At 69.9% G+C, this 24,008-nt stretch carries 21 protein-coding genes; 13 read left to right on the forward strand and 8 right to left on the reverse strand.

Annotated elements, in window-relative coordinates; translation table 11 throughout:
• Positions 1-18: 18 nt before the first annotated feature.
• The 8 genes from HYV93_19950 to HYV93_19985 all read right to left on the reverse strand — a co-directional run bounded on the left by HYV93_19950 (position 19) and on the right by HYV93_19985 (position 10,670).
• The gene (locus tag HYV93_19950) at positions 19-1,572 is read right to left on the reverse strand and encodes a benzoate-CoA ligase family protein (GenBank protein ID MBI2528238.1); all 1,554 of its coding nucleotides are present in this window, start codon (positions 1,570-1,572) and stop codon (positions 19-21) included.
• Between the two features lie 48 nt (positions 1,573-1,620).
• Complete coding sequence (gene boxB / locus HYV93_19955) at positions 1,621-3,039, reverse strand: benzoyl-CoA 2,3-epoxidase subunit BoxB (GenBank protein ID MBI2528239.1); 1,419 nt, start codon at positions 3,037-3,039, stop codon at positions 1,621-1,623.
• The gene (locus HYV93_19960; protein ID MBI2528240.1) at positions 3,039-4,715 is read right to left on the reverse strand and encodes a benzoyl-CoA-dihydrodiol lyase; all 1,677 of its coding nucleotides are present in this window, start codon (positions 4,713-4,715) and stop codon (positions 3,039-3,041) included. Before HYV93_19960 ends, boxB begins: the two co-directional genes overlap by 1 nt.
• Positions 4,716-4,872: 157 nt before the next feature.
• The gene (locus HYV93_19965) at positions 4,873-5,418 is read right to left on the reverse strand and encodes a cupin domain-containing protein (protein MBI2528241.1); all 546 of its coding nucleotides are present in this window, start codon (positions 5,416-5,418) and stop codon (positions 4,873-4,875) included.
• Complete coding sequence (locus HYV93_19970) at positions 5,418-6,455, reverse strand: FAD binding domain-containing protein (protein MBI2528242.1); 1,038 nt, start codon at positions 6,453-6,455, stop codon at positions 5,418-5,420. The genes HYV93_19965 and HYV93_19970 overlap by 1 nt, the downstream gene beginning before the upstream one ends.
• Complete coding sequence (locus HYV93_19975; GenBank protein ID MBI2528243.1) at positions 6,452-8,860, reverse strand: molybdopterin-dependent oxidoreductase; 2,409 nt, start codon at positions 8,858-8,860, stop codon at positions 6,452-6,454. The genes HYV93_19970 and HYV93_19975 overlap by 4 nt, the downstream gene beginning before the upstream one ends.
• On the reverse strand, positions 8,857-9,384 hold the full coding sequence (locus HYV93_19980) for a (2Fe-2S)-binding protein (protein MBI2528244.1): 528 nt from the start codon (positions 9,382-9,384) through the stop codon (positions 8,857-8,859). The genes HYV93_19975 and HYV93_19980 overlap by 4 nt, the downstream gene beginning before the upstream one ends.
• Before the next feature lie 131 nt (positions 9,385-9,515).
• Positions 9,516-10,670: an ATP-binding protein gene (locus HYV93_19985; GenBank protein ID MBI2528245.1), complete on the reverse strand. Its 1,155-nt coding sequence runs from the start codon at positions 10,668-10,670 to the stop codon at positions 9,516-9,518.
• Between the two features lie 234 nt (positions 10,671-10,904).
• Here HYV93_19985 and HYV93_19990 point away from each other — a divergent pair, with 234 nt between their 5' ends.
• The 13 genes from HYV93_19990 (at position 10,905) to HYV93_20050 (ending at position 23,989) form a co-directional block, all read left to right on the forward strand.
• Entirely contained in the window at positions 10,905-12,023 is a 1,119-nt protein-coding gene (locus tag HYV93_19990; GenBank protein MBI2528246.1) for a mandelate racemase/muconate lactonizing enzyme family protein, read from the forward strand.
• 37 nt (positions 12,024-12,060) lie between these two features.
• Positions 12,061-12,219, forward strand: coding sequence for a hypothetical protein (locus HYV93_19995; protein ID MBI2528247.1), 159 nt, complete (start codon positions 12,061-12,063; stop codon positions 12,217-12,219).
• 176 nt (positions 12,220-12,395) lie between these two features.
• Positions 12,396-13,274 carry an IclR family transcriptional regulator gene (locus tag HYV93_20000; GenBank protein ID MBI2528248.1) on the forward strand — a complete coding sequence of 293 codons (879 nt, stop codon included), beginning with the start codon at positions 12,396-12,398 and terminating at the stop codon, positions 13,272-13,274.
• Positions 13,255-14,877 (forward strand): FAD-binding protein, encoded by a 1,623-nt coding sequence (locus tag HYV93_20005; GenBank protein MBI2528249.1) that lies wholly within the window; start codon positions 13,255-13,257, stop codon positions 14,875-14,877. The genes HYV93_20000 and HYV93_20005 overlap by 20 nt, the downstream gene beginning before the upstream one ends.
• A 46-nt stretch (positions 14,878-14,923) precedes the next feature.
• Positions 14,924-16,213 (forward strand): extracellular solute-binding protein, encoded by a 1,290-nt coding sequence (locus tag HYV93_20010; protein MBI2528250.1) that lies wholly within the window; start codon positions 14,924-14,926, stop codon positions 16,211-16,213.
• Positions 16,214-16,215: 2 nt separating this feature from the next.
• Positions 16,216-17,145, forward strand: coding sequence for a sugar ABC transporter permease (locus tag HYV93_20015; protein ID MBI2528251.1), 930 nt, complete (start codon positions 16,216-16,218; stop codon positions 17,143-17,145).
• 10 nt (positions 17,146-17,155) lie between these two features.
• Positions 17,156-18,007, forward strand: a complete 852-nt coding sequence (locus tag HYV93_20020; protein MBI2528252.1) for a carbohydrate ABC transporter permease — start codon at positions 17,156-17,158, stop codon at positions 18,005-18,007.
• Positions 18,008-18,010: 3 nt separating this feature from the next.
• Positions 18,011-19,234: an aconitase X catalytic domain-containing protein gene (locus tag HYV93_20025; GenBank protein ID MBI2528253.1), complete on the forward strand. Its 1,224-nt coding sequence runs from the start codon at positions 18,011-18,013 to the stop codon at positions 19,232-19,234.
• A gap of 3 nt (positions 19,235-19,237) precedes the next feature.
• Positions 19,238-19,666: a DUF126 domain-containing protein gene (locus tag HYV93_20030; GenBank protein ID MBI2528254.1), complete on the forward strand. Its 429-nt coding sequence runs from the start codon at positions 19,238-19,240 to the stop codon at positions 19,664-19,666.
• Positions 19,667-19,671: 5 nt separating this feature from the next.
• Complete coding sequence (gene panB / locus HYV93_20035) at positions 19,672-20,529, forward strand: 3-methyl-2-oxobutanoate hydroxymethyltransferase (protein ID MBI2528255.1); 858 nt, start codon at positions 19,672-19,674, stop codon at positions 20,527-20,529.
• Positions 20,530-21,032: 503 nt separating this feature from the next.
• Positions 21,033-21,644, forward strand: a complete 612-nt coding sequence (locus HYV93_20040; GenBank protein MBI2528256.1) for a hypothetical protein — start codon at positions 21,033-21,035, stop codon at positions 21,642-21,644.
• Between the two features lie 44 nt (positions 21,645-21,688).
• Complete coding sequence (locus HYV93_20045; protein ID MBI2528257.1) at positions 21,689-22,060, forward strand: hypothetical protein; 372 nt, start codon at positions 21,689-21,691, stop codon at positions 22,058-22,060.
• Between the two features lie 270 nt (positions 22,061-22,330).
• Positions 22,331-23,989: an AMP-binding protein gene (locus HYV93_20050; GenBank protein MBI2528258.1), complete on the forward strand. Its 1,659-nt coding sequence runs from the start codon at positions 22,331-22,333 to the stop codon at positions 23,987-23,989.
• The last annotated feature ends 19 nt before the right edge of the window (positions 23,990-24,008 follow it).

Here is a 24,008-nt window from a genome sequence, read left to right on the forward strand (position 1 = left end):
GCTCGTCGTAGAACGCGGTCACGTGCGGAGCTTGAAGCGCTGGATCTTGCCCGTGGCGGTCTTCGGCAGCTCGCTCACGAACTCGATCCACCGCGGATACTTGTACGGGGCGATCTTGTCCTTCACGAAGGCCTTGAGGTCGGCCTCCAGCGCCGGCGACGGCGACTGCCCGTCCTTGAGCACCACGAAGGCCTTCGGCTTGACCAGCCGCTGCTCGTCCTCCTGGCCCACGACGGCCGCCTCCAGCACGGCCGGATGCCCCACGAGCGTGTTCTCGACCTCCACCGGCGAGACCCAGATGCCCCCCACCTTGAGCATGTCGTCGCCGCGCCCGCAGTACCAGAAGTAGCCGTCCGGGTCCTGATAGTACTTGTCCCCCGTCTCGATCCAGGGCCCGTACAGCGTGCGCGTGGTCTTCTCGTGCTTGTTCCAGTAGTACGCCATGATCGAGTCGCCCTTCACGCGGAGGTTGCCAATCTCGCCCCTCGGGACCGCCTGCCCCTCGTCGTCCACGAGCGCCGCCTCGTAGCCGGGCACGGCGAGCCCCGTGGAGCCGGGCCGCGACATCCCCGGCCGGTTCGACAGGAAGATGTGCAGGATCTCCGTCGTCCCGATCCCGTCCAGAACCTCCACCCCGAACCGCTCCTGCCAGCGGCGGTACAGCTCCTCCGGCAGCGCCTCCCCCGCCGACACGCAGTGCCGGAGCGAGGAGAGATCCCAGCGCTTCTCGGCCTCCTTCACCTGCAGCATCGCCGCGTAGAGCGTCGGCACCCCGAAGAAGAGCGTCGGACGGTGCCGGTGGATCACCTCGAACATGGCCTCGGGCAGCGGCCGATGCGGGTAGAGCACGCCCTGCCCCCCCACCCGCATCGGGAAGTACATGTTGTTGCCCAGGCCGTACGCGAAGAAGAGCTTGGCCGCCGAAACCGTGCGGTCGGCCTCGGTCATGCCGAGCACCTGCAGCGCGTAGGTGTCCGCGCAGACCACCATGTCGTGCTGCAGATGCACCGCACCCTTCGGGAACCCCGTGGAGCCCGAGGAGTAGAGCCAGAACGCCGCGTCGTCCTTCGACGTGTCGGCCGCCTCCAGCCGCGCCGACTGCCGCCCCACCAGCGCCTCGAAGCCCAGCGCCGTGCCCGAGGGCTTCCCCGCCACCACCACGTGCTTCAGGTAGCGGGCCTGCCCCAGGACCGGCTCGACCACGGACAGGAGCGCCTCGGACACCACGAGCACCTTCGCCCGGCTGTCGTTGAGGAAGTAGAAATAGTCCTGGGCCCGCATCATCGTGTTCACCGGGACGGGCACGACGCCGGCCTTGATCGCCCCCCAGAACGTCCCCAGGAACTCGGGCGAGTCCAGCAGCAGGGCCAGCACCCGCTGCTCCCGCTCCACCCCCAGCGCGAGCAGCGCGTTGCCGGTGCGGTTCACCAGCTCCTGGAGCGCTCCGTAGGTGAGGGTCGTCTCCTCGTAGTGAAAGGCGACCCGCCCGCCCCGCCCCTCCTCCACGTGACGGTCCACGAAGAACGACGCCGCATTGAACGACTCCGGCACCTGAAACGACGAGAGCGCCATGGCCACACCTCCGGCGGGGAGAGTTATCGGTCCCGTTCCGGCGCGGGATCAGCCGAGACGGACATACTCGAAGTCCACTGGCTGGCCGTTGATGCCGCGAGCCGGCGGGGCGATCCAGTTGGCGAAGCGGCCGGGCTCGGTGACGGGCTGCATGAGGCCCTGCACCCAGGCACGGTCCTGCTCCGTGGGCAGCCAGTCACCGTGCCGCGCATCCCACTCGGCCTCGGTGAGGAGCTGGCCGTCGGGCGACAGCTTCGCCTCGGCGAAGGAACCGATGGCGCGGTGGAAACCGCGGTGGGGCAGCCTGAGCGCGAAGTCGATGCCATGCTCGCGGATGACCTTGTTCCACCGGTCCACCCCGCGCTGGCAGTCGGCGATGTAGTCGTCGCGCAACCGCTCGTTGAGCGCGGTGAGCGCCGGCTCCTCCCGCGTCGCGATGCGATCGCCGCTGAGCCCGATCACCGGATAGGTCGCCTCGGTGAGCCGGTGGTCGTCGGCCTTCTTCGTCTCCTCGAAGCGCCCCTTGAGCCCCTGCGTGTAGAAGTTCGCGGCGTTGGTGGAGATCTCCGAGCCGAAGAGGTCGAGCGACACCGAGCAGTGGAAGTTCAGGTACCTCTGCAGCGTCGGGAGGTCGATGCCGCCGTGGCGGCGCACGTCATCCGTCCGGTGCTGACGCATCAGCTCGCAGGTCCGCTGCACCACGCGCTGAACCCCCATCTCCCCCACGAACATGTGATGCGCTTCCTCCGTGAGCATGAACCGGCAGGTGCGTGAGAGGGGATCGAAGCCGCTCTCGGCCAGGCTCGCCAGCTGGTACTTGCCGTCCCGGTCGGTGAAGAAGGCGAACATGAAGAGGGACAGCCAGTCCGGCGTCTTCTCGTTGAAGGCCCCCAGGATGCGCGGCCGGTCGGCATCCCCCGACCGTCGCTGGAGCAGCCCCTCGGACTCCTCGCGGCCGTCCCTGCCGAAGTGGGCGTCGAGCAGGTAGACCATGGCCCACAGGTGGCGGCCTTCCTCGACGTTGACCTGGAAGAGGTTCCGCAGGTCGTAGAGCGAGGGGCAGGTGCGGCCCAGATGCCGCTGCTGCTCCACGGAGGCAGGCTCGGTGTCGCCCTGGGTGACGATGAGCCGCCGGAGGGCGCCGCGGTACTCGCCCGGCACCTCCTGCCAGGCCGGCTGCCCCTTGTGGTCGCCGAAGCTGATGAGCCGGCCGCGCTCGGGCTCGGCCAGGAAGATCCCCCAGCGGTACTCCGGCATCCGGACGTATCCGAACCTCGCCCAGCCCTGCGCATCCACGCTCACGGCCGTGCGCAGGTAGACCTCCTTCGCCTGGAAGCCCGCCGGGCCCATGTCTTGCCACCACCCGAGGAATTTCGGATGCCACTCCTCGAGGGCGCGCTGGAGCCGGCGGTTCTCGCCCAGGTTGACGTTGTTGGGGATGCGCTCCGTGTAGTCGATGCCGGCCATCAGACCCTCCTCCGGTCGAACTCGCTGCGCTGGCCCGTGCCATACACGTGGAGCGCGCCCCGGGGGCCCACCGCATTCGGGCGCTGGAAGATCCAGTTCTGCCAGGCCGACAGCCGGGAGAAGATCTTCGTCTCGAGCGTCTCCGGACCCGCGAAGCGGAGCGAGGCCTCCATGCCGGTGAGCGCATCGGGGGAGAAGGCCGCGCGCTCCTCGAGGGCGATGCGGACCTCGTCCGCCCAGTCGATCTCGTCGGGGGTGAAGGTGACGAGGCCGGCCTCGGCCGCCCCCGCGGCGTCCAGCGCCTTGCCCATTCGCTCCCGCAGCTCCTCCACGCGGGCGGGCTCGCCCAGGAAGCGGCTGGCGAGGCGCGTGAGCCCGTTGCTCATCGGGTAGGCGCCGAAGTTCACCTCCCCGAGCCGCACCGTGGCGGGTGGGTGCTCGTCCCCGGCGAGGCTGCCGGCGAGCATGTAGGAGCGGTCGGCCGCCAGCGCCAGCTCCAGCAGCGTGCCGGCGAAGCACGAGCCGGGCTCGATGAGGGCGAAGACGGAGCGGGAGGAGACGTCGATACGCTTGAGCGTGCGCTTGAGATAGAGGCGGATCTCGCGCACGAGCCAGTCGCCCTGCTCCGCCACGAGGAGGCGGTCATGAGCCTCGACGAGGTCGGCGTCCCCGGCCGCGCGGAACACCCACACGCCGATCTCCTCCTCGTTGGTACGCAGGTGGAGGATGAGGTCGTCCAGCTCGCGCGCCACGCGGAGCGGCCAGAAGTCCGAGCCCAGCGCGTGGATCCCGGCCGCGTCGCCAGGCGGGGCGGCGTCCGGCCCCTGGACGGTGATCTCGGCGAGCCCGCGCCCCCGGTCGATGGCGCAGGCGACTGAGCCGTAGCGGATCCTGTCGCCCTCGATCCTCCTGGCGAGCGGGGTGAGCAGGATGCCCCTGGCCCCGGCCGGCCGATCGCTGGTGGCGGCTCGCTCGGCGGCGCGCTGCCTCACGGTGTCCTCGAGCCGCGAGCGGGGCACCACCTCGTCCACCAGCCCCCACTCCACCGCCCGCTTCCCCTTGATCCCCTCCTCCACCGTGCAGAAGAAGTCGGCGCGGTCGCGGCGCACCTTCCGCTTGTCCACCAGGCGCGTCAGCCCGCCGGTGCCCGGCAGCACGGCCAGGAGCGGCAGCTCGGGAAGCGCCACCGAGGTCGTGCCGTCGTCGGCCATCACGATCCAGTCGGTGGCGAGCGCCAGCTCGTAGCCGCCGCCGGCGCAGGAGCCGTTGACGGCACAGAGCCAGGCCTGACGGGACTCCGCCGTCGCCTCCTCGATGGCATTGCGCGTCTCGTTGGTGAACTTGCAGAAGTTCACCTTCCATCCATGCGAGGACTGCCCCAGCATGCGGATGTTGGCGCCGGCGCAGAAGATCCGTTCCTTCCTCGAGGTGAGGATCACCGCCCCGACCTCCGGGTGCTCGAAGCGCAGCCGCTGCACGGCGTCGTAGAGCTCGACGTCCACCCCGAGATCATAGGAGTTGAGCTTGAGGTCGTAGCCGGGCCGGAGCCCCGCGTCCTCCTGCACGTCCATGGCGAGCGTGGCCACACGCCCCTCGATGCCGAGCTTCCAGTGCCGGTAGCGCGCGGGCTCGGTGCGGAAGTCGACCGGAGCGGGCGTGGGGGCGCTGTCAGTCATCTGTCACCGTCCGGGGCAAGGGGGCCCTCCCCGCGGAACACGCTGAGTCGCAACCCGCGGCACCGTCTCGCTAGGAGCCACGAGACCAAGGTCTTCGCCTCCGGCATCGCGCAGAAGCCACGGTTCCTCGGGGAGCGCCCCCTGCCCCGGACGGCCGTCATCCGAGGATGACCCACAGGGCCTTGGCCGGCCGCGTCCCGAGGTTCTCCCAGCCATGCGGCGTGCCGCCGTCGAGATAGGCGCTGTCCCCCGCCTCCAGCTCGTGGGTCTCGCCATTGTAGCGGAGCCCCACTCTTCCCTCGAGGACGTAGAAGAGCTTCATCTGCCCCGGATCGAGGATGACCTTGTCGGTCTTCACCCCCCGGGCCCGGGGGCCGAGCGTCGAGATCACCGCGCGGATCTTCCCCTGGAAGAGGCCGGCGCCGAGGACGTGCCACTTCTCCGAGCTGCCGTCGAAGGACACCACGGGGTACTGCGCCTTGCGGGTGACGTGGAGCCGTCCGTGGGGGGTGGCCTCGAAGAGCGAGGCGATCGAGACCCCCAGCGCCCCGGCCAGCTTGCCCAGCGTGTGGAGCGAGGGCGTGAGGCGTCCGGACTCGATCTGCGACAGGAGGCTCGGGGTGAGCCCGGCCTTCTCGGCCAGCTGTCGCTGCTGCAGCGCGCGCTCGCTGCGGAGGGCCTTGATCCGAGGCCCCAGCGCCATCACGAGCCGAGCTCCTCGAAGGCGCGGCCCGGGCCCTCGCCGTCCGGGCCGGCGGGGAGCCCGGCCAGCCGCCGCAGCGCGCGGCGGACGAAGACCCGCACCATCTTCTTCCGGTACGGATGCGTGAGGTCTGTGTTGTCGAGCGGCTTGGCGAGCCGCGAGGCCGCCTCGGCCACCCGGTCGATGAGCCCGGCAGACAGCCGTTCCCCCTCGAGGAGCCGCGCCGCCTCCACGGCCTCACGCGGCTGGGAGGCCACGGCGCCGAGCACGATACGCCCCCGGCGCACGGTTCCTCCGTCCATGGCGAGCGCGACGGCCACGCCCAGGATGGGGAAGTCGAAGGAGCCGCGACGCCTGAGCTTCAGGTACTCGGAGCGCAGCCCGTCGGCCGGCGGCAGCAGGACCTCGGTCAGGACCTCGTCGGGCCGCCGCGTCAGCGGGCGCATGCCGTCGTCCCGGTAGAGCTCGGAGACAGGGATGACGCGCTCTCCCGCCGGACCCACCAGCCTCACGCTGGCGCCGAGGCCCCACAGCACGGGGGCCGTGTCTGACGAGGACACCGCCCAGCAGCGTGGGCTGGCCGGCGCCACGAGGCAGATGTCGCCATCCTTCTTCATGCAGAAGCCGACAGCCTGCCGCCACGCATGGGACTGGTTGTAGTAGTTGCAGCGGGTGTCCACGCAGAGATTGCCCCCGAGAGTGCCGGCGTTGCGGAGCTGTGGAGTCGAGACGACCCCCGCCGCCGCCGCCAGCGCGGGATAGGCGGCGGCGATCTCCGCGTGTCGCGACACGGCGGTGAGCGTGGTGCCGGCGCCAATGCTGACCCCGGCTCCGGCGGACCCGCGCACGCCCGACAGCTCGCGCAGGCCGCGCAGCCCGACGAGCACGGTCGGCTCGAACTGGCGGCGCTTCATGTTCGGGTAGAGATCGGTGCCTCCTGCCACGAGCATGGCCCCGGGCCCGTGCGCGGCGAGGATCTTGACCGCGTCGGCCACCGAGACCGGCGTGAGATACCTGAACGGAGGCAGACGCATCATGATGCGAAGGGCCTCTCGGCGACGCTGTCGGCGGGCTGTCCGAAGGCCGACTCGACGGCGCGCGGCTCGGGGAAGGTGAAGACCGGCAAGCGCTCGGGCCCCACGCGGGCGGGCTTGCCCTGGCGCCCGAGCTCGAGCCCGCGGACGACCTTGTCCGGGGTGATGGGCGTCTCGTCGACCCTGACGCCGACCGCGTCGTAGACGGCGTTGGCGACGGCGGGGATCACCGGCAGCAGCGGCCCCTGCCCCGCCTCCTTGGCGCCGAACGGCCCCTCGGGGTCGTCGGTCTCGACGAGGATCGTGTGCACCTCCGGCATGTCCAGTGACGTGGGGCTCTTGTAATCGAGGAGCGAGGGGATCTTGTGCACGCCCTTGCGGAAGACCTGCTCCTCCATGAGGACCTCGCCCAGCCCCATGTAGATGGAGCCCTCGACCTGGCCCTCCACGAGGAGCGGGTTCAGCGCCCGCCCGACGTCATGCGCCACCCACACCTCGCGGGGCCGCACCTCGCCGGTCTCGGCGTCCACGTCCACCTCCACCACGCAGGCCGAGTAGGAGTAGCAGGGCGAGGGCCCCACGCCGCCCCCCTTGTACTTCCCCGCCCGCTTGGGCGGCGCGTAGGACCCGGGGAAGGCCAGCACCCCGTGCATGCTCTCCGCGAGGACCACGGCTTCGGCGAAGCTCATGCCCCGGTCCTCCTCGTCTCGCACGAAGACCCGGCGGTCGCGCGCGGCCATGTCCGAGACGGTGACGCCGAGCTTCTTGGCGGCGGCCTCGAAGAGCCTGGCGCGGAGCCGCTCGGCCGCCTGGATGGCCGCATTGCCCGCCATGAGTGTGACGCGCGAGGAGTAGGAGCCGAGATCCACGGGCGTGAGATCCGTGTCGGCCGGGTGGACGCGGATGTCCTTTGGCTCGATGCCCAGCACCTCGGCCACGAGATAGGCCAGCACCGAGTCCGACCCCTGGCCGATGTCGGTGGTGCCGGAGAGGACGGCGACGCCACCGCCTCGGTCGGCCTTGACGACCACCCCCGAGTGGGGCATGTCGTTCCAGTAGATGGCCGTGCCCGCCCCCGTGAGATACGAGGAGCAGGCCAGCCCGATGCCGCGCCCCCGGGGCAGCCGGCCGTGCTTCTCGCGCCAGCCCGAGGCCTCCACCACCCGGTCGATGCACTCGACGAGCCCCGTGGTGGTGACGGTGAGATGGTTGGCGGTCTTGGTGAAGGGCTCCGCCGCATTGCGCCGGCGCATCTCGGCCGGATCGAGGCCGAGCTGCTCGGCGGCCTTGTCGAGCTGGCACTCCAGCGCGAAGCGCGGCTGCGGGGTGCCATGCCCGCGCTTGGGGCCGCAGGGCGGCTTGTTGGTGAAGATGCGCGCCCCCTCGAAGCGGTACACGGGCACCTTGTAGGTGACGGTCTGGAGCACCCCCGTGTAGAAGGTCGAGGCCACGCCGTAGGAGCCATAGGCCCCGCCGTCGAGCCAGGACCGGAAGTGCATGCCGGTGATGGCCCCGTCCTTCCGGAAGCCGGTCTTGATCCACATGAGCACCGGATGCCGCCCGCGGTGGCAGTAGAAGACCTCCTCGCGGGTGAGGGCGATCTTCACGGGGCGGCCCGAGACCTCGGAGAGCTTGCACGCGGCGAGCTCGTGGGAGAAGGGATCGGTCTTGCCGCCGAAGCCGCCGCCCACGGGCGCCGCGATGACGCGGATATGCGCCCGCGGCACATCCAGGATCTTCTCCAGCAGCCGGTGCACGTAGTGCGGCGACTGCGTCGACGACCAGAGCGTCAGCTTGCCGTCCGGCCCCCAGTGGGCGACGGCGCAGTGTTCCTCCATGGGCAGATGCGTGTTGCCCTCGAAGTAGAAGACGTCCTCGCGCACGAGGGCGGCCTGGCGGAAGGCCGCCTCCACGTCACCGAACTGGAGTGCCACCGCCTTGTGGACGTTGGGGCCGTCGCCGTACTCCTGGATGCGCACCTCGGGATGGGCCAGCGAGTCCTCGATGGACATGAGCGGGGGGAGCACCTCGTAGCGGACCTCGATGAGGCGGAGCGCCCGCTCGGCCGTCTCCTCGTCCACGGCCGCCACGGCGGCCACCGCATCCCCCACCATCCGCACCTTCTCCACGCAGAGCGCCTCCTCGTCCTGGGAGACGGGGAGGATGCCGTACTTCCCCGGCGGGAAGTCGCGTCCGGTGATCACGGCGTAGACGCCGGGCAGCGCCCGGGCCCGCGAGGTGTCGATGCGCCTGATGAGGGCATGCGGATGCGGGCTTCGCAGGAGTCGGCCGTAAGCCATCCGCGGCAGGGCGATGTCGTCCGCGTACCTGGTCTCCCCGGTGACCTTGGCCCAGGCGTCGATCTTGGGCCGGGCCTGCCCGACGACGGAGAAGCCGTGCTTGCTCATGCCCGGCCCTCCACCATGGCCCGGGCCGGCGACTCGCGTCGCTCGGGCTGCCCCCCGCGCCGCATGCGGAGTCCCGCCAGCTCCACGGCGTCGAGGATCTTGCTGTAGCCGGTGCAGCGGCAGAGGTTGCCCGCCAGGGCCTCCCGCACCTCGTCGCGGGTCGGCACCGGGTGACCATCGAGCAGCGCCCGTGCGCTGAGCAGCATCCCTGGCGTGCAGTAGCCGCACTGGGCCGCCCCCAGCTCCGCGAAGGCCTGCTGGAGCGGGTGGAGCCTCCCCCCCTCGGCCAGCCCCTCGACGGTGGTGATCTCGCGTCCCTGGCACTCGACGGGCAGCGTGAGACAGGACAGCACCGGCTCGCCGTCCACGAGGACGGTGCAGGCGCCGCACTCGCCCAGCTCACAGCCGTGCTTGGTGCCGGTGAGACCGAGGTCCTCGCGGAGGACCTCGAGCAAGGTCTTGTGCACGGCGACGAGGACGTCGCGCTCCTCGCCGTTCACGGTCAGGCTCAGCTGGGTCTTCATCGACTCATCTCCCGGGGGGACGCCCCCCTCGCGATCGCCTTCTGCTGGATTACCGGACCACGAAATAGTGATTAAGTATTACTAAAGTCGCCCTAGGCCTGTCAAGGAGCGGCCCGCGGCGCCTTCCGTCCTCAGGCTGGCAGGAGCCTGTCGGTCCACAGACGCTCGGCGAAGACCCGCGCCGGCAGGATGTCGATGCCGTCCTCAGTGCGACGGGGCCTGGGCTCCAGGCACACCACGACGCGCCGCCGCGTGCGCGGGTGGTCCCGCGCCAGCTCCCGCAGGCCGGCCAGATGGTCGCGGTGCACATTCGCCGTGGCCTTGGCCTCGATGGCGAGGACGCCGTCGGCGACGAGGAAGTCCACCTCGATGCCGCTCGCCAGCCGCCAGTAGGCCAGCTCGGCGCCGGTGTCGCGGTAGGCGAGGTACGCGGTGAGCTCGTGGCACACCCAGTTCTCGAAGGCCTTCCCGAAGAGCTCCGAGCCCGGGGTCAGGCGGCCGCGCCGGGCGAGCGTGTTCACGACGCTCACGTCGGCGAAATAGAACTTGGGCGCCTGGATCACGCGACGCTTCGGGCGGCGGCGGTAGGCGGGCAGGAAGCGGCCCAGCAGGGTGTCCACCAGGATCTGGAAATACTCCCTGGCCGTCGGGGCCGACACCCCGCAGTCCCGGGCGAGGCTGGCGAAGTTGACCATCTGCGTGTCGGACAGCACGGCGGCTGAGAGGAAGCTCGCGAAGGCCGGCAGGCTGCGCACGAGCCCCTCGGCGGCAATCTCCTCCTTCAGATAGTCGTTGACGTAGGCGCGCAGGAGCGGGGCCGGGGTACGGCTCAGGTAGTGGCGCGGAAGGTAGCCGTGGTTGACCATGCGCTCGAGGTCGAAGTCGCGTCCGATCTCCGCGGAGACGAGGCCGTACAGCTCGTGCCGCACCGCCCGGCCCCCCAGCAGGTTGGCGGCGCCCCGCCGGACCTTGCGGGCGCTCGAGCCGCACAGCACGAAGCGCACGCCGCGGTTCTCGATGAGCCAGTGGACCTCGTCCAGGAGCGCCGGCACCTTCTGCACCTCGTCGATCACAACGACGGGCCGGCCCGGGATGGCCAGCAGCTCTTCCCGCAGCCGGGCCGGCCGCTGAGCGTAGCGAGCGAAGTCGTCGGTCTTGAGCAGATCGATCCAGATGGCCCCGGGGTAGGTGGCCCGCAGGAGCGAGCTCTTGCCCGTCTGGCGGGGTCCCCAGAGGAAGAAGGAGTGCTCGGGATCCGGGGCCAGGGCCAGTCGTCTCTGAAACATGTACTTTACTTTATCATGATAAAGACAGGCTTAACCTTCGATGCGTCGATCCGTGCGGCTGCCGAGTCAGCCGCGGCCAGAGGCGGTGCTCCGCCCCCGGATTCGGACTCCGAGGCCGCGGCCATCCAGAGTAAGATGGGCGCGTGCCCGCGGCTCGACAGGTTCCCGGGTCTGGCGCCCCCCTCCCCCCCGAGCCGCTGGACTTCCGAGCGTGAGACTGAGGATAAGGGTCCCATGAAGATCACCGGGGTCGAGGCCATCCCGCTCGCGATCCCCCTCAGGCCCATGACGCCGCCCTCGGCGTGGACGGATGGCGTGCGGAAACAGATCGTGGTGCGGGTGAAGACGGACGCAGGCCTGCTGGGCCTCGGCGAGGCCTTCGCCTACGGCGCGCCGCTCGCCGTCTGCAACGTGATCGCCGAGAGCCTGGCGCCGATGCTCATCGGCCAGGACCCCGCGCGGATCGAGGCGCTGGCGGACCTCATGCACCGAGGCACGATGATCTACGGGCGCCGCGGGCTCGCCATGTTCGCCATCAGTGGCGTCGAGATCGCGCTGTGGGATCTCCTGGGCAAGGTCCGCGGCGCGCCCGTGTACGAGCTGCTCGGCGGGGCCACGCGGCCGCGGCTGCCCGTCTACGCGAGCCTCATGCGCTACGACTCCCCGGAGGAGGTGGCGCAGGCCTGCCGGCACTACGCGGCGCGGGGTTTCACCATGCTCAAGCTGCATCAGACGGATGTACTCTCCGTGCGCGCGGCGCGGCAGGCCGTCGGTGACGGCGTCGATCTCATGCTCGACACCAATTGCCCGTGGACGCCGGACGAGGCCATCGCCATGGCCCGCGCGCTCGAGCCCTGCCGGCTCTTCTGGCTGGAGGAGCCGGTGTGGCCGCCCGAGGATTACCGCGGCCTCGCCCGCGTGGCCCGCGCCACCGAGACGCCCATCGCCTCGGGAGAGAACGAGTCCACGCTCTACGGTTTCCGCGAGCTCATCGACGCCGGTGCCGCCGACATCCTCCAGCCGAGCATCACCAAGGTGGGCGGCATCTCGGAGTTCAGGAAGATCGCCGCGCTGGCCCAGGCGGCGAATCTCCCCATCGCCCCGCATTCCTTCTACGTGGGGCCCGGGCTGGCGGCCACGCTCCACGTGGCGGCGGCCCTAGGCGGCGCCATGCCGGTGGAGTTCCCCACCGGCGAGCACGAGACACCCTTCCTCACGAAGCCCATCGTGGCCCGTGACGGCCACGTCGAGGCCCCGGCGGGCCCGGGCCTCGGCGTCGAGATCAACGCGGAGGCGCTCCGGCGCTATCCCTACTCAACGGGCGGCGCCGAGCCCTTCGTCCTTCACCGCTGATCGGGCGCGCCGATCCGAACCTCCCCACGCGGGAACGGTGGCGCGGCGCGGAGCGCGAACAGGACTGGCAGCCTTCAGGGCCAGCGGCGACGATGGCGCGCTGCTCGAGCGGGTCCTCGGCGAGGAATCCGAGTTCAACGAGATCATCTGCTTCGGACGGATCCGCGAGCTGGCCGGCGGGCACGGCCTCGCGTGAGACATCGCTGACCGACCTTTGCTGGACGCCCCCGGCGCCTCTGGAAGCCCCCGTTTGCCCGATTTCCCGGGCCGCATAGTCGTTCGCACTACGAGAATGAGCCCGATGGCACATGGACCCGGCCGAATGTCCGACTAAGATTCGCTGAGAGGATCAAGGTTCCGCTGAGAGGACCAATGACCCAGGTCGGGACGAGGCAGCCAAACGTCATCCAGACGATCGCCAGAGCCGTCGATGTCCTGTACTGGCTGGCCGGGAACCCGCGGCCCGTGAAGCTCTCCGAGATCTCCCGGCACTTCCACCTGAGCAAGGCCGTCGCCCATCGCCTGCTCGCCACGCTCGAGGGGAAGGCTCTCGTCAGCAGGAACCCGCGCGACCGCCTCTACTCGCTCGGCGGCGGCATCGCGACGCTGGCCTCGAGCCTGCTCTACCGAGGCGACCTCGTCTCCCGCAGCCAGGAGGCGATGCAGCGGCTGTGGGAAGCACTCGGCGAGACAGTCAGCCTCAACATCCGGATCGACTTCCAACGCTTCTGCGTGTCCCAGCTCGAGAGCCCCCGGTCGCTGCGCTACACGCTGCCGCTAGGCACGCCGCTGCCGCTGTACTGCGGCGCGATCGGGAAGACGCTCCTCGCGATGATGGCCGGCGAGGAGATCGAGCGCTATCTCGAGGTGACCCCGCTCGTCCGGTTGGGCCCGAACACGCCCCTGGATCCGACGCGGCTCAGGGAGGAGCTCCGGGACATCCGGGGCCGCGGGTACGCCACCGCCCTGGAGGAGACGGGCCCCGGCGGCGGGGGCGTCGCCGCCCCGATCCTCGACGTCGGCCACCAGTGCGTCGCCGCCCTCGGCGTTTTCGCCCCGGTCAGCCGCATTCCAGTGGAACGACTTCGCGAGATGGGCGAGCTCGTGCTCCGCGAGGCGCGGGCGATCTCCGAGCGCCTCGGGTACCTCACGGCGCCCGCGACGCCACGCGAAGCGTCCCGCGGGCCCGACCCGAGGCTGCCGAACATCCAACCGAGCGTGGGAGCGAGTCATGAATCGACTGCACGTTGACAGGGTCGTATCGCTCGAGGTCCTCGTTGCCGGCGGAGGCGGCGCCGCCGCCCGGGCCGCCGTCGCGGCCGCCCAGCACGGCGCCCGAACGGGTCTGGCGGTGAAGGGCGCCGTGGGCCGCTGCGGGAGCACGGCGGTCGCCTTCGGGGAGATCACGCAGTACGCTGCCGCCACCGAGCCCAACGATTCCCCCGAGCAGCACTTCCAGGACACCGTCCGGGCGGGCAAGGGGCTCTGCGACGAGCGGCTGGCCCGGGTCTTGGCCGAGGAGGCCCCGTTGAGGCTGCGCGACCTCGTCGAGTGGGGCGTGAAGTTCGAGCGCCTCGGCGACAAGATTGCCACGACCCAGGGGTTCGCCCACCGGGTCTATCGGGGGCTCGCGCTCGAGCTGGGGCTCGAGCGGAGCCTGCTCGTCCCCATCCTCCGCCAGATCCGCGCCCGCGACATCCCCGTGTTCGAGCACGTCATGATCGCCCGGATCCTGGTCGACGGGGGCCGCGTCGTCGGCGCCCTCGGGATCGACACGAAGGCCCGGGAGGTAGTCCTCTTCAGCACGCCGGCGGTGGTCCTCGCGGTCGGGGGGGCGCACGAGCTGTACGCGACGAGTGCGACATCGGGCGAGATGACGGGCGACGGCTACGCGATGGCGGAGGAGGTGGGCGGGGAGTTCGTCAACATGGAGTTCGTGCAGATGGGCCCCTGCGCCTTCCGGCCTCCGTACACCGCCATGGCCAAGCCGCTCTGGAGCCTCGAGCCCCGGCTCACCAACGCCCGCGGCGAGGAGTTCCTTGACCGTTACCTCCCGAAGGACGTCAGCCGGCACGACTTCTTCCAGACGGTCGAGTTCCCGTTCACCGTTCATACCATCGGGCGGTTCCTGGCGATCGCCACCGCCAGCGAGGTTCTCGCCGGCCGCGGGACGAAGCGCGGAGGGGTCTTCTGCGACCTCACGCACCTCGGCGCCAGGACCATCCAGGATCGGATCCCGTTCACGCACCGCTTCTACCGCAGCCACGGCGTCGACCTGGCGAAGCACCGCGTGGAGTATGCGATCGCGGCGCACTGCTTCCACGGCGGCGTGAGGATCAATGAGCGGTGCGAGACGAGTGTGCCGGGCCTCTACGCGGCGGGCGAGACCGCTGGCGGCCTGCGGGGCCCACAGCGTCCGGCCGGCAACTCGCTCGCCGAGGGCCAGGTCTTCGGGTATCGGGCGGGGAAGTTCGCCGCCGTCCACGCCAGGGACGCCGGGGTCCCCGAGGGGAAGCGGACGGCGGCGCTCGGCCGGCAGTCGCCCCTCTGGCCTTATCCCGCGCCCCGCGACGGCCTCGCAATTCTCTCCCTCAAGCGCAAGATCCAGCGCCTCATGTCGGAGAACGCGATGGTCGTCAAGAACGCGGCCACGCTGGAGGTCGCCTTGTCCGGCCTCGAGCAGATCGAGAAGGAGGACCTCCCGCGCCTGCCGGTCACGCGCGAGAGCCTCGCCCGCGCCGTCGCCGTCAAGAACCTCGTCAGGGTCGGTCGGCGCATCGTCGAGGCGTCCATCGCGCGCAAGGAAAGCCTGGGCGGGTTCTACCGCGACGACTACCCCGTCCGCGATGCGTAGGAACGTCACGAGACCCCCTCGTGACAGGGCTGGAGAGGAGGATGATATGAGACGGTTTCGGGTAACAGGGCTGCTCGCGCTCACCGTGCTGATCGTGGCGCTCGTCCTGGGCGCGCCCGCCGGTGCCGTCGCCCAGGCCAAAGTCGAGATCCACTACTGGACCTACTTCGACCCGGCGGGCAAGGACGCCAACTCCGTGGCGCAGGCGGAGTTCATTCGCAAGTTCCACGAGAAGAACCCCGACATCAAGGTCGTCATGGACTTTGTGCCCTGGCAGAAGCTTGACGAGCTGCTGCACCAGTCGGTGGCGGCGGGCAAGGGGCCCGACGTGGTCGGGGTCTACAACATGCGCCTCCTCCAGCACCTCGAGGCCGGGAACCTGATCCCGCTGGACGAGTACGCGCGCGAACTGGCGTCCGAGAAGGGCGACTTCCTCGCCTGGGAGGGGACCGTCTGGCAGGGGAAGAAGTGGGCGTTCTTCCGGGAGATCCTGGTCGAGATGCTCTTCGTGCGAAGGGACCTGGTGACGGCGGCGGGGGCGCCGTTCCCGCCGCGGACCTGGAAGCAGGTGGCGCAGGCGTCGGCGGCGATCACGAAGGAGCCCATGTGGGGGATCATGATCCCTCTGTCCAAGAAGCAGCTCGCCAACCGCCTCATGGCGTTCTTCACCTATTACCTCTGGGGCGAGGAGGGGAACCTCGTCGACGCCAACGGTCGCGCCGCCTTCAACTCCAAGGCGGGTGTCGAGGCGTTCGAGTATCTCCGCGACTTGGTCGACAAGCGCAGGTCCATGCCCAAGAGTGTCGTCTCCCTCTCCTCGGAGGACGCGACGATGGCCATGGCCAACGGCACCGCGGGGATGATGATCCAGAACCTCCAGCGGGTGCCGAGGGTCCGCGAGGGCAAGGGCATCGGGATGAACGTCGTGGTGGTCCCCGTGCCGTCCAACAACCCCAGCAAGCCGGCGCCCGCGCTGGTGGGCGGCTACGTGCTGGGCATCTCGAAGTCCTCGAAGCACCCCCGGGAGGCGTGGCGCTTCATCAAGCACGCGGTGAGCGGGGAGGCGCAGCTCGTCCGGGCCAAGCTCGCCCAGAGCATGCCCACGCGGCGCTCGGTGTACGACGACCCCTTCTTCGCCACCGAGCAGGCGGACGTCATCCGGGCGGCGCGGGAGTTCACCGAGAAGGGCGTCAAGCCGTTCATGTTCCCCAGCGGCTACCAGGTGATGGCCGACGCCCTCGCCGACGCCGTGCAGAACGTCATGCTCTACAACGCGCCCATCAAGGCGGAGCTCGACAGGGCGGCCGCCCGGTACAACGCCGAGGTCAAGAAATAGCCTTGCCCCTCGCCCTCGACGAGTCGGTTCGCCGCGCGCCGATCCTCGCCGCGACCGCCCGACAGCGGCGCAGGCAGCGGGAGATCTTCCCTCTCTCGCTCCTCGCGCCGGCGGTGCTCCTGGTGAGCCTGGTCAGCGTGCTGCCGATCGTCTACGCGATCGACGTGAGCCTCTACAGGACCTTCTACCTCAAGCGCGTGGAGTTCATCGGCCTCGCCAACTACCTCGAACTGCTCCGCGACCCGGCGTTCCTGAACAACCTCGTGCGCTCCCTCCTCTTCGTCTTTGGCTCGCTCGCTCTCGCCATGCCGCTGGCGACGGTCCTCGCGCTGGTCCTGAACCAGGACCTCCGCGCCCGCACGCTCTTCAGGACGATCATCGTGCTGCCGTGGATCATGACGCAGGTCGTCGTCGCGCTGCTGTGGGCCTGGCTCTACAACATGGAGTACGGGCCGCTGAACTACATCATCCGGGGCCTGGGCTTCGGCGCCATCGAGTTCCTGTCCGACCCGGGCACCTCGATGCTCTCGCTGATCGTCGCCAACGTCTGGCGCTCCTTCCCCTTCCCGATGGTCCTCGTCCTGGCCGCGCTGCAGGGGGTGCCCCTGGAGGTGTACGAGGCGGCCTGGACGGACGGCGCCTCGACCATCGCCTGCTTCTTCCGGATCACGCTACCCCTCATCGCCTCGACGCTCCTCATCACGACGATCGTCCTCTCGCTCCAGTACTTCAACCTGGTCACCCTCATCCTGGTGCTCACGGCGGGGGGGCCGGCGCGGGCGACAGAGACGCTCTCGCTTCGCACGTTCAACGAGGGCTTCGGGTACTTTCACGTGGGCCTGGCGTCAGCGATCTCCGTCGTCATCTTCCTCCTGAACATCGTCTTCAGTCTGCTCTACATGAAGGTCCTCAGGGGCGACGAGGGGGCGTGAGGGCGGCGGTATGGCGCGCGCGACAGGGCCCCGCCTGCGGACGATCGGGCTGCACGCTGTGAACTACGGCACCCTCCTCCTCGCCTGCGCCTTCGTCCTCTTCCCGCTCCTATGGGGGCTCATCACCTCCCTCAAGGACCCCTCGAGCGTGACGGCCTATCCGCCCCGCTGGATCCCGGACCCCGTCACCCTCGACAACTATCGGGTGGTGATCGGCAAGTCGACGATGCCCACCTACTTCGCCAACTCGATAGTCGTCTCGCTCTCCACCGTCCTCCTTACCCTCGTCCTCGGGGTCCACGCGGGGTATGCCGCCGCCCGCTTCTCGTTCCGCTTCAAGAACGCGCTGCTCTTCTACATCCTCTCCACCGTGATGATCCCGGGCATCGCCATCCTGGTGCCGCTCTACATGATCGCCATCTGGGCCGGGCTCTACGACAAGCTCGTGGTCCTGGTGCTGATCTATGCCGCCTGGCAGGTGCCGACGACGACGTGGGTGATGAGGGGCTTCTTCGCCATGCTGCCGCGGGAGCTGGAGGAGTCCGCCTTGATCGACGGGTGCTCGCGCCTGGGGGCCTTCTACCGGATCATCCTGCCTCTGGCCTGGCCGGGCCTCTCGGCGGCGGCGATCCTGACCTTCATCTACGCCTGGAACGAGTTCATCATCGCGCTCACGCTCACCCTCGAGAACGCCAACCGGCTCGTCCCCATCGGCCTCTACTTCTACGTGAGCGAGTTCGGGATCCCCTGGGGTCAGCTCACCGCCGCCGTGATGATCGCCATCGTGCCGCCGGCGGTCTTCTTCGCGCTCCTTCAGAAGAAGTTCATCCAGGGGCTTTCCTCGGGGGCGATCAAGGGGTAGCGCATGGACCTGACGCGCGAGGAAGTCGCGATCCTCGCTGGCGACGAGGGGCCCGGCCCGCGGCTGGCGCTCGAGCTGCTCTGCGAGTTCGGGGAGATCTTCGGGGCCCGGCGGCTCATCCCCATCGCGTCCGTCCACACCGCAGGGCACCTCGGCTCGCTCCACCAGGCGGGCCTCGACCTGCTCGAGCGGTTCGTGAGCCTGGGGGCCCGCTACCGGGTGCCGACGACCATCAACCCAAGCTCGCTCGGCTGCGAGCGCTGCGAGCCGTTCACCCCGCCGCCCGGGTACGTCGAGAAGCAGGAGCGCCTGCACCGGCTCCACGAGATCCTCGGCGTCACGCCCAACTGGTCCTGCACCCCCTACTTCGAGCACCCGCCCGCGTTCGGGGAGGCCGTCGCCTGGATCGAGTCGCACGCGATCAGCCTGGTCAACTCGTACTTCGGGGCCCGGACCGAGCGCCTCGCCATCGGGATCGACGTTCCGGCGGCGATCCTGGGACGGTTCCCCGAGTTCGGGCTCTATCTCCCCGAGAACCGGGTTCCGCGTATCCTCATCGACCTGGTGGGCTTCGAGCGGATGGACCTCCTCGACTACGACTCCGTAGGGTATCTGGTCGGGCTGCTCGCTCGGGACCAGATCCCGTACATCCGGGGCCTGCCCGCGCGGTCCACATTCGACCAGATCCGCAGCCTGGGCGCCGCCGCCGCGGCGTCCGGCGCCGTCCCCCTGTACCACGCCGAGGGGCTCACCGCCGAGGTGAAGCGCGGTGCGATCCGGGTCGATCCTGCCCGCCTCGCCGAGCGGCACACGGTCACGCGCGCCGACCTCGAGGCGGTCGAGGAGCGGCTCACGACGACCGCCGCCGAGGTGGACCTGGTGATCGTGGGCTGCCCGCACCTGTCGATCGACCAGATGCAGGACCTCGCGCGGCGGATGAGCGGCCGAACCTGCGCGGAGACGCTCCCGCTCTGGATCTACACCTCGAGCCGCATCAAGGAGGAATGCCGCAAGGACGGAACGCTCGCCCTCCTGGAGGCCGCTGGCGCCTGGGTGCTGACCGGGACGTGCGCCGTGACATCGCCCGTCCGTCACTCGCCCTTCAAGACGGTGATGACCAACTCGGCGAAGGCGGCCAATGTGCTGCCCGCCGAGCACGGCCTCGGGGTCGTCTACGCGAGCCTCGAGCGCTGCCTCAGGACGGCGATCGCGGGGAGGAGGGCGTAGGGCGTGCGCCGGCTACTGCTGGGCGGCAGGCGGATCATGGGGGGACGGGCCCGCGGCCCGGCCCTCGTCACCACCCAGCCCTTCATGTTCGCGCACGGGATCGAGCCGGCGACCGGGCTCATCAACTTCGAGAAACACGAGCTCCGCGGCCGGAGCATCGCGGGCACGGTCATGGCGTTGCCGTTCGGCGTGGGCTCCTCCAGCGGCGCTGTGTGGTTCCTGGAGGCGGTACGCCAGGGCACGCACCCCGTGGCGCTCGTCGTGGACCGCGTCGACCCGCTGATCGCCACCGCCGTCCTCCTGGCCCGGCGGCTCTACGACGTGGTCATCCCGTGCGTGGAGCGGCCGGGGGCCACCGAAACGCTCGCCGCCGGCCGCTTCGCCTCCCTCGAAGTGGACGGCGACGAGGGCAACGTCTACTCCGTGGGATGAGACCGATGGAAACGGATGCCAGGACGAAGAAGCGCACCATCAACGAGGTCCGGCGGATGAAGTCCCTGGGTGAGAAGATCGTCGTCATGACCGCCTACGACTATCCCATGGCGTCCCTCGTCGAGGAGGCCGGGGTGGAGGTCATCTTCGTCGGCGGCTCGCTCGGCATGGTGGTCCTCGGCTACGAGAACACCATCCCCGTCACCATGGAGGACATCCTCCACCACCTCAAGGCCGTCGTGCGGGGGGCGCGGCGCGCGCTCATCGTGGCCCCCCTCCCCTTCGGCTCCTACCACGTCTCCAACGAGCAGGCGATCGCGAACGCCATCCGCCTGATGCAGGCGGGCGCCGACAGCGCCAAGACCCAGGGCGCCGGCCTCACGGTCGAGCGCGTCCGGGCGATCACGGCGGCCAACATCCCCTGCGTGGGCCACGCCGGGCTCACCCCGCAGTTCATCGCCAAGCTCGGCGGGCACCGCGCCGTCGGCAAGACGGCGGAGGAGGCGCGCGCCATCTACGACGACTGCCTGGCCCTGCAGGACGCCGGCGCCTGGGCCATCGAGCTGGAGTGCGTGCCGGCCGCCCTCGGCAAGGTGATCTGCGAGAAGCTGTCCATCCCGGTCATCAGCACAGGCAGCGGGGTCGACTGCGACGGCCAGCTCTTGAACCTCTATGACGCGCTCGGCCTCTACCGGCGGTTCAAGCCGCGCTTCGCCAAGCAGTACGTCAACCTCTGGGAGATCGCGCTCGAGCACCTCAGGGCCTACACCGGTGAGGTGAAAGGCAAGGCCTTCCCCGACGACGCGCACTCCATCGGCATGCCGGAGGACGAGCTCGAGAAGTTCCTGAAGACCCTGCCCTGACGGCGGGCGCCCTGACCTTCCAGCACGCGGCCCGCTACACTGGCGCCGTGGCGAGGGCCGGGCGCGCAGGCGATGGAGCAGGCCGGGGACCCCTGCGCCTGGAAGTGCTGCTTCGCCCGTTGAAACTGTCGCACGAGGTGCAGGGCCAGGGCCCCTTGGGCAGTGGCGATCGTCCCGGGTAGCAGGGCTACGCCCTAACCCCCGAGGCGGGGGACTGCGTCCCCCGCTGGGGAAGATGAGTAGCAGTCAACCGGCGACGCATCCTGGGGCCGGGATGAGGTGATGAGAAAGAGGGCGCGTGGGCGGCGGCCCAGGCTTGATTGAACGGCAGTCCGACAGCGTGCGAGAGGGACCAAGTGCGCTGGCGAGATCCCGGAGCATCGGAGGGAGTAGAATGCGGCCCACCCATCCACGGGAGGCCGACAACGTGATCTTCCTCCGCACCGAGGTCCTCACTCTACGAGGATCTCCTCCGCGACCACCTGCATCTCGGACGGCCGGACATGGTGAAGGTGATGTTCGATCGGCGCATCCAGCGGAACACGCCGGGGACGTTCAAGACGCGGCTGCTGCGGCAGGGCGTCGTGAGCTGCCTCAAGGTCTTCTACAAGAAGAGCTTCCTCAAGCAGTACAACAAGGGCGGGCGGGTGCTGCGCACCGAGGTTTGCGTCAACGACCCGCGGAACTTTGGAATTGGCCGGAGCCTGGTACACCTGAACTGCCTGGGGACCGTGGCGTATCACGCCATTGGGCGCTTCTTGAAAGCGCAAGCGGTGGCCCTGGCCACCGCCTTGGACCGCTCGACCTTCGAGCGGCTGGTCCCTGCCTCCGACGAGGGAGGCCAACACGTCGCCGGACTGCGGTTCGGCACGCCCCAGGTCATGCGGCTCCTCGCCGCGCTCGGGTGTGCCGGGCTCACCTTCAAGGCCTTCTCCCACACCGACCTGCGGGCGCTGCTCGTGGATCGGTTCGGGGCCGAGACCCCGGAGGTGACCCCCGCGCGGCTGAGCTATCAATTGACCAAGCTGCGCGGCACGGGGCTGCTGCGCAAGGTCCCCGGTCAGAACCGCTACACGCTGACGGACCGCGGCTATCGCGTCGCGCTGTATTCCTAGAGCCGCCTTGAGCAGCCCGGCCCACGGCACTTCCTTGCGGCTCCATGAGCGAGCAGAGCTGGATCGGGCAGTCGGTCAAGCGGGTCGAGGACTACCGGCTTCTCACCGGGCGCGGCGCCCACATCGATGACCACCCGCCCGTCGCCAACATCTGGCATGCCGCCATCGTCCGCTCGCCGCACGCGCATGCGCGGATCCTCGGCTACGACCTCTCCGGCGCCCTCGCGATGGACGGCGTCATCGGCGCCATCACGGGCGCGGATGTCCTCAGGCACTCGAAACCCTTCTCCGTGGGCGTCACCTGTTTCCTGTTTCGCACGGTGACGGGCACCATCCCCCCTGAGCCTCGGGGGGTCGGCAGGAGTATGAGGAGCCGATGGCACAGCTCCGATTCGGAAACCGCTGCTGGGCGATGAGTTCGTCGAGGTATTCGGGAGGCAAGTCCCCTCAGCCACCCTCTCTCCTACCATCCCTGTTCTTCCTCTGTGCTTCGTCCGGCTCTCTGACCAGGTGGTGCCCGCCGAACCTCCAGCCGGGTCGGCGCAGGCTCCTCACAGCGCTGGCATCCGCCACAAGGGTGTGATAGAAGAGACGCCTCGATGCGGTGGAATCGATGTGGCCCGTACGGCATCCGGCGCAAGGGCGCGGGCTCTCCCGACGGCGGCCCCCGGGATGGAGGGTGATCGATGCTGGACGGCGTGGTCAGCTGGCCGGTGGAATTCGCTGCGCGGTACCGGGCGCGGGGCTACTGGGGCGGCGTCACCCTCGGCGAGGCCTTCGACCGGGCGGTGGCGGCCCACGCCGACAGGGAGGCGGTGGTGGACGGCGCGCGGCGCCTCAGCTACCGGGAGCTGGGGCGGCTCGTGGACCACCTGGCCCACCACTTAGTCCGCCGCGGGATCTGCGGCGGCCGGCGCGCCGTTTTCCAGCTTCCCAACATCTGGGAGTTCCTCGTCGCCTACTTCGGCTGCCTGAAGGTCGGCGCCATCCCTGTCTGCTGCCTGCCCGCTCACCGCCACGCCGAGATCGAGTACCTGGCCCGGCTCACCGAGGCCGCCGCCTGGTTCATCCCGTCGGAGTTTCGGAAGTTCGACTACGTGGCCATGGCCGAGGAGCTGCGGGGCCGCCTGCCGGACCTGCGCGAGATCTTCGTGGCGGGGGACCGCGCGGCTCCCGGGATGAGCCGCCTCGCCGATCTCCTCGGCGATCCCGACGAGGAGCGCGCGCCGGCGGCCGAGCTGGCGGCCCTGCGGCCGGAGCCGGCGGACCCCGCGATCTTCCTGCTCTCTGGGGGGACGACGGGACTGCCCAAGGCGATCCCCCGCACGCACGACGACTACCTCTACAATTCGTCCGCCTTCGCCGCCGCCACCGGCTTCACCGGGGAGAGCGTCCTCCTCGTTTCCGTGCCCATCGCGCACAACTTTCCCCTCGGGTGCCCCGGGGCCCAGGGGGCCATCCTGATGGGCGCCCGGGTAGTGCTGGCCCCTTCGCCGGACCCCGACACGGTCTTCCCGCTGATCCGGCGCGAGGGCGTCACCTGGATTCCCGCGGTGCCGGCCACGATGATCACATGGCTCAACCACCCGGGATTCCGGCGGACCGAGCTGCCCTCGATCCGGGCCATCTACGTCGGGGGCGCGCGGCTGAACCCCGAGCCGGCGCGCCGGGTGCTGGTGGAGTTCGGGCCCGTGGTCGGGCAGGTCTTCGGCATGGCCGAGGGTCTGCTGTGCTGCACGCGGCCGGGCGACCCGGAAGAGGTGTTCGTGGAGACCCAGGGCCGCCCGATCTGCCCCGACGACGAGACCCGGATCGTGGACGAGGAGGGGCGTGACGTTGCCCCCGGCGAGGTGGGCGAGCTGCTCTGCCGCGGCCCCTACACGATCCGTGGGTACTACAGGGCTCCGGAGCACAATCGGGCGGCCTTCACGCCGGATGGGTTCTACCGGACGGGGGACATGGTGCGCTTCCACCCCAGCGGTAATCTGGTGGTGGACGGGCGGAAGAAGGACCTGATCAACCGGGGCGGCGAGAAGATCAACGCCGAGGAGGTGGAGAACCTGATCCTTGCCCACCCGGCCGTCTACAACGCGGCCGTGGTGGCCATGCCCGACCCGGTGCTGGGCGAGCGGACCTGCGCCTGCGTGATCCTCCGCCCCGGGGCCAGCCTGACCCTGGCGGAGCTGGTCCGGTTCCTCGAGGAGAAGCGGATCGCCAAGTTCAAGCTGCCCGAGCGCCTGGAGATGATGGAGCGCTTCCCGGCCACCGCCGTGGGCAAGATCTCGAAGGCGAACCTCCGGAAGGAGGTGGCGGCAAAGGTCGCCGCCGAGGCCCAAGTCGCGTAAGCGAGGAGATCTGCCCCGG

Source organism: Candidatus Rokuibacteriota bacterium (assembly GCA_016188005.1).
Classification (GTDB): Bacteria; Methylomirabilota; Methylomirabilia; order Rokubacteriales; family CSP1-6; genus UBA12499.

Coding starts and splice junctions, on each gene's coding strand:
- HYV93_19980 (MBI2528244.1), bottom strand. CDS start 9,384: ATGAAGACCCAGCTGAGCCTGACCGTGAACGGCGAGGAGCGCGACGTC.
- HYV93_19975 (MBI2528243.1), bottom strand. CDS start 8,860: ATGAGCAAGCACGGCTTCTCCGTCGTCGGGCAGGCCCGGCCCAAGATC.
- HYV93_20040 (MBI2528256.1), top strand. CDS start 21,033: ATGGTGAAGGTGATGTTCGATCGGCGCATCCAGCGGAACACGCCGGGG.
- HYV93_19990 (MBI2528246.1), top strand. CDS start 10,905: ATGAAGATCACCGGGGTCGAGGCCATCCCGCTCGCGATCCCCCTCAGG.
- HYV93_20045 (MBI2528257.1), top strand. CDS start 21,689: ATGAGCGAGCAGAGCTGGATCGGGCAGTCGGTCAAGCGGGTCGAGGAC.
- HYV93_19965 (MBI2528241.1), bottom strand. CDS start 5,418: ATGGCGCTGGGGCCTCGGATCAAGGCCCTCCGCAGCGAGCGCGCGCTG.
- HYV93_19950 (MBI2528238.1), bottom strand. CDS start 1,572: ATGGCGCTCTCGTCGTTTCAGGTGCCGGAGTCGTTCAATGCGGCGTCG.
- HYV93_19970 (MBI2528242.1), bottom strand. CDS start 6,455: ATGATGCGTCTGCCTCCGTTCAGGTATCTCACGCCGGTCTCGGTGGCC.
- HYV93_20005 (MBI2528249.1), top strand. CDS start 13,255: ATGAATCGACTGCACGTTGACAGGGTCGTATCGCTCGAGGTCCTCGTT.
- HYV93_19960 (MBI2528240.1), bottom strand. CDS start 4,715: ATGACTGACAGCGCCCCCACGCCCGCTCCGGTCGACTTCCGCACCGAG.
- HYV93_20000 (MBI2528248.1), top strand. CDS start 12,396: ATGACCCAGGTCGGGACGAGGCAGCCAAACGTCATCCAGACGATCGCC.
- HYV93_20010 (MBI2528250.1), top strand. CDS start 14,924: ATGAGACGGTTTCGGGTAACAGGGCTGCTCGCGCTCACCGTGCTGATC.
- panB (MBI2528255.1), top strand. CDS start 19,672: ATGGAAACGGATGCCAGGACGAAGAAGCGCACCATCAACGAGGTCCGG.
- boxB (MBI2528239.1), bottom strand. CDS start 3,039: ATGGCCGGCATCGACTACACGGAGCGCATCCCCAACAACGTCAACCTG.
- HYV93_20020 (MBI2528252.1), top strand. CDS start 17,156: ATGGCGCGCGCGACAGGGCCCCGCCTGCGGACGATCGGGCTGCACGCT.
- HYV93_20050 (MBI2528258.1), top strand. CDS start 22,331: ATGCTGGACGGCGTGGTCAGCTGGCCGGTGGAATTCGCTGCGCGGTAC.
- HYV93_19985 (MBI2528245.1), bottom strand. CDS start 10,670: ATGTTTCAGAGACGACTGGCCCTGGCCCCGGATCCCGAGCACTCCTTC.
- HYV93_20025 (MBI2528253.1), top strand. CDS start 18,011: ATGGACCTGACGCGCGAGGAAGTCGCGATCCTCGCTGGCGACGAGGGG.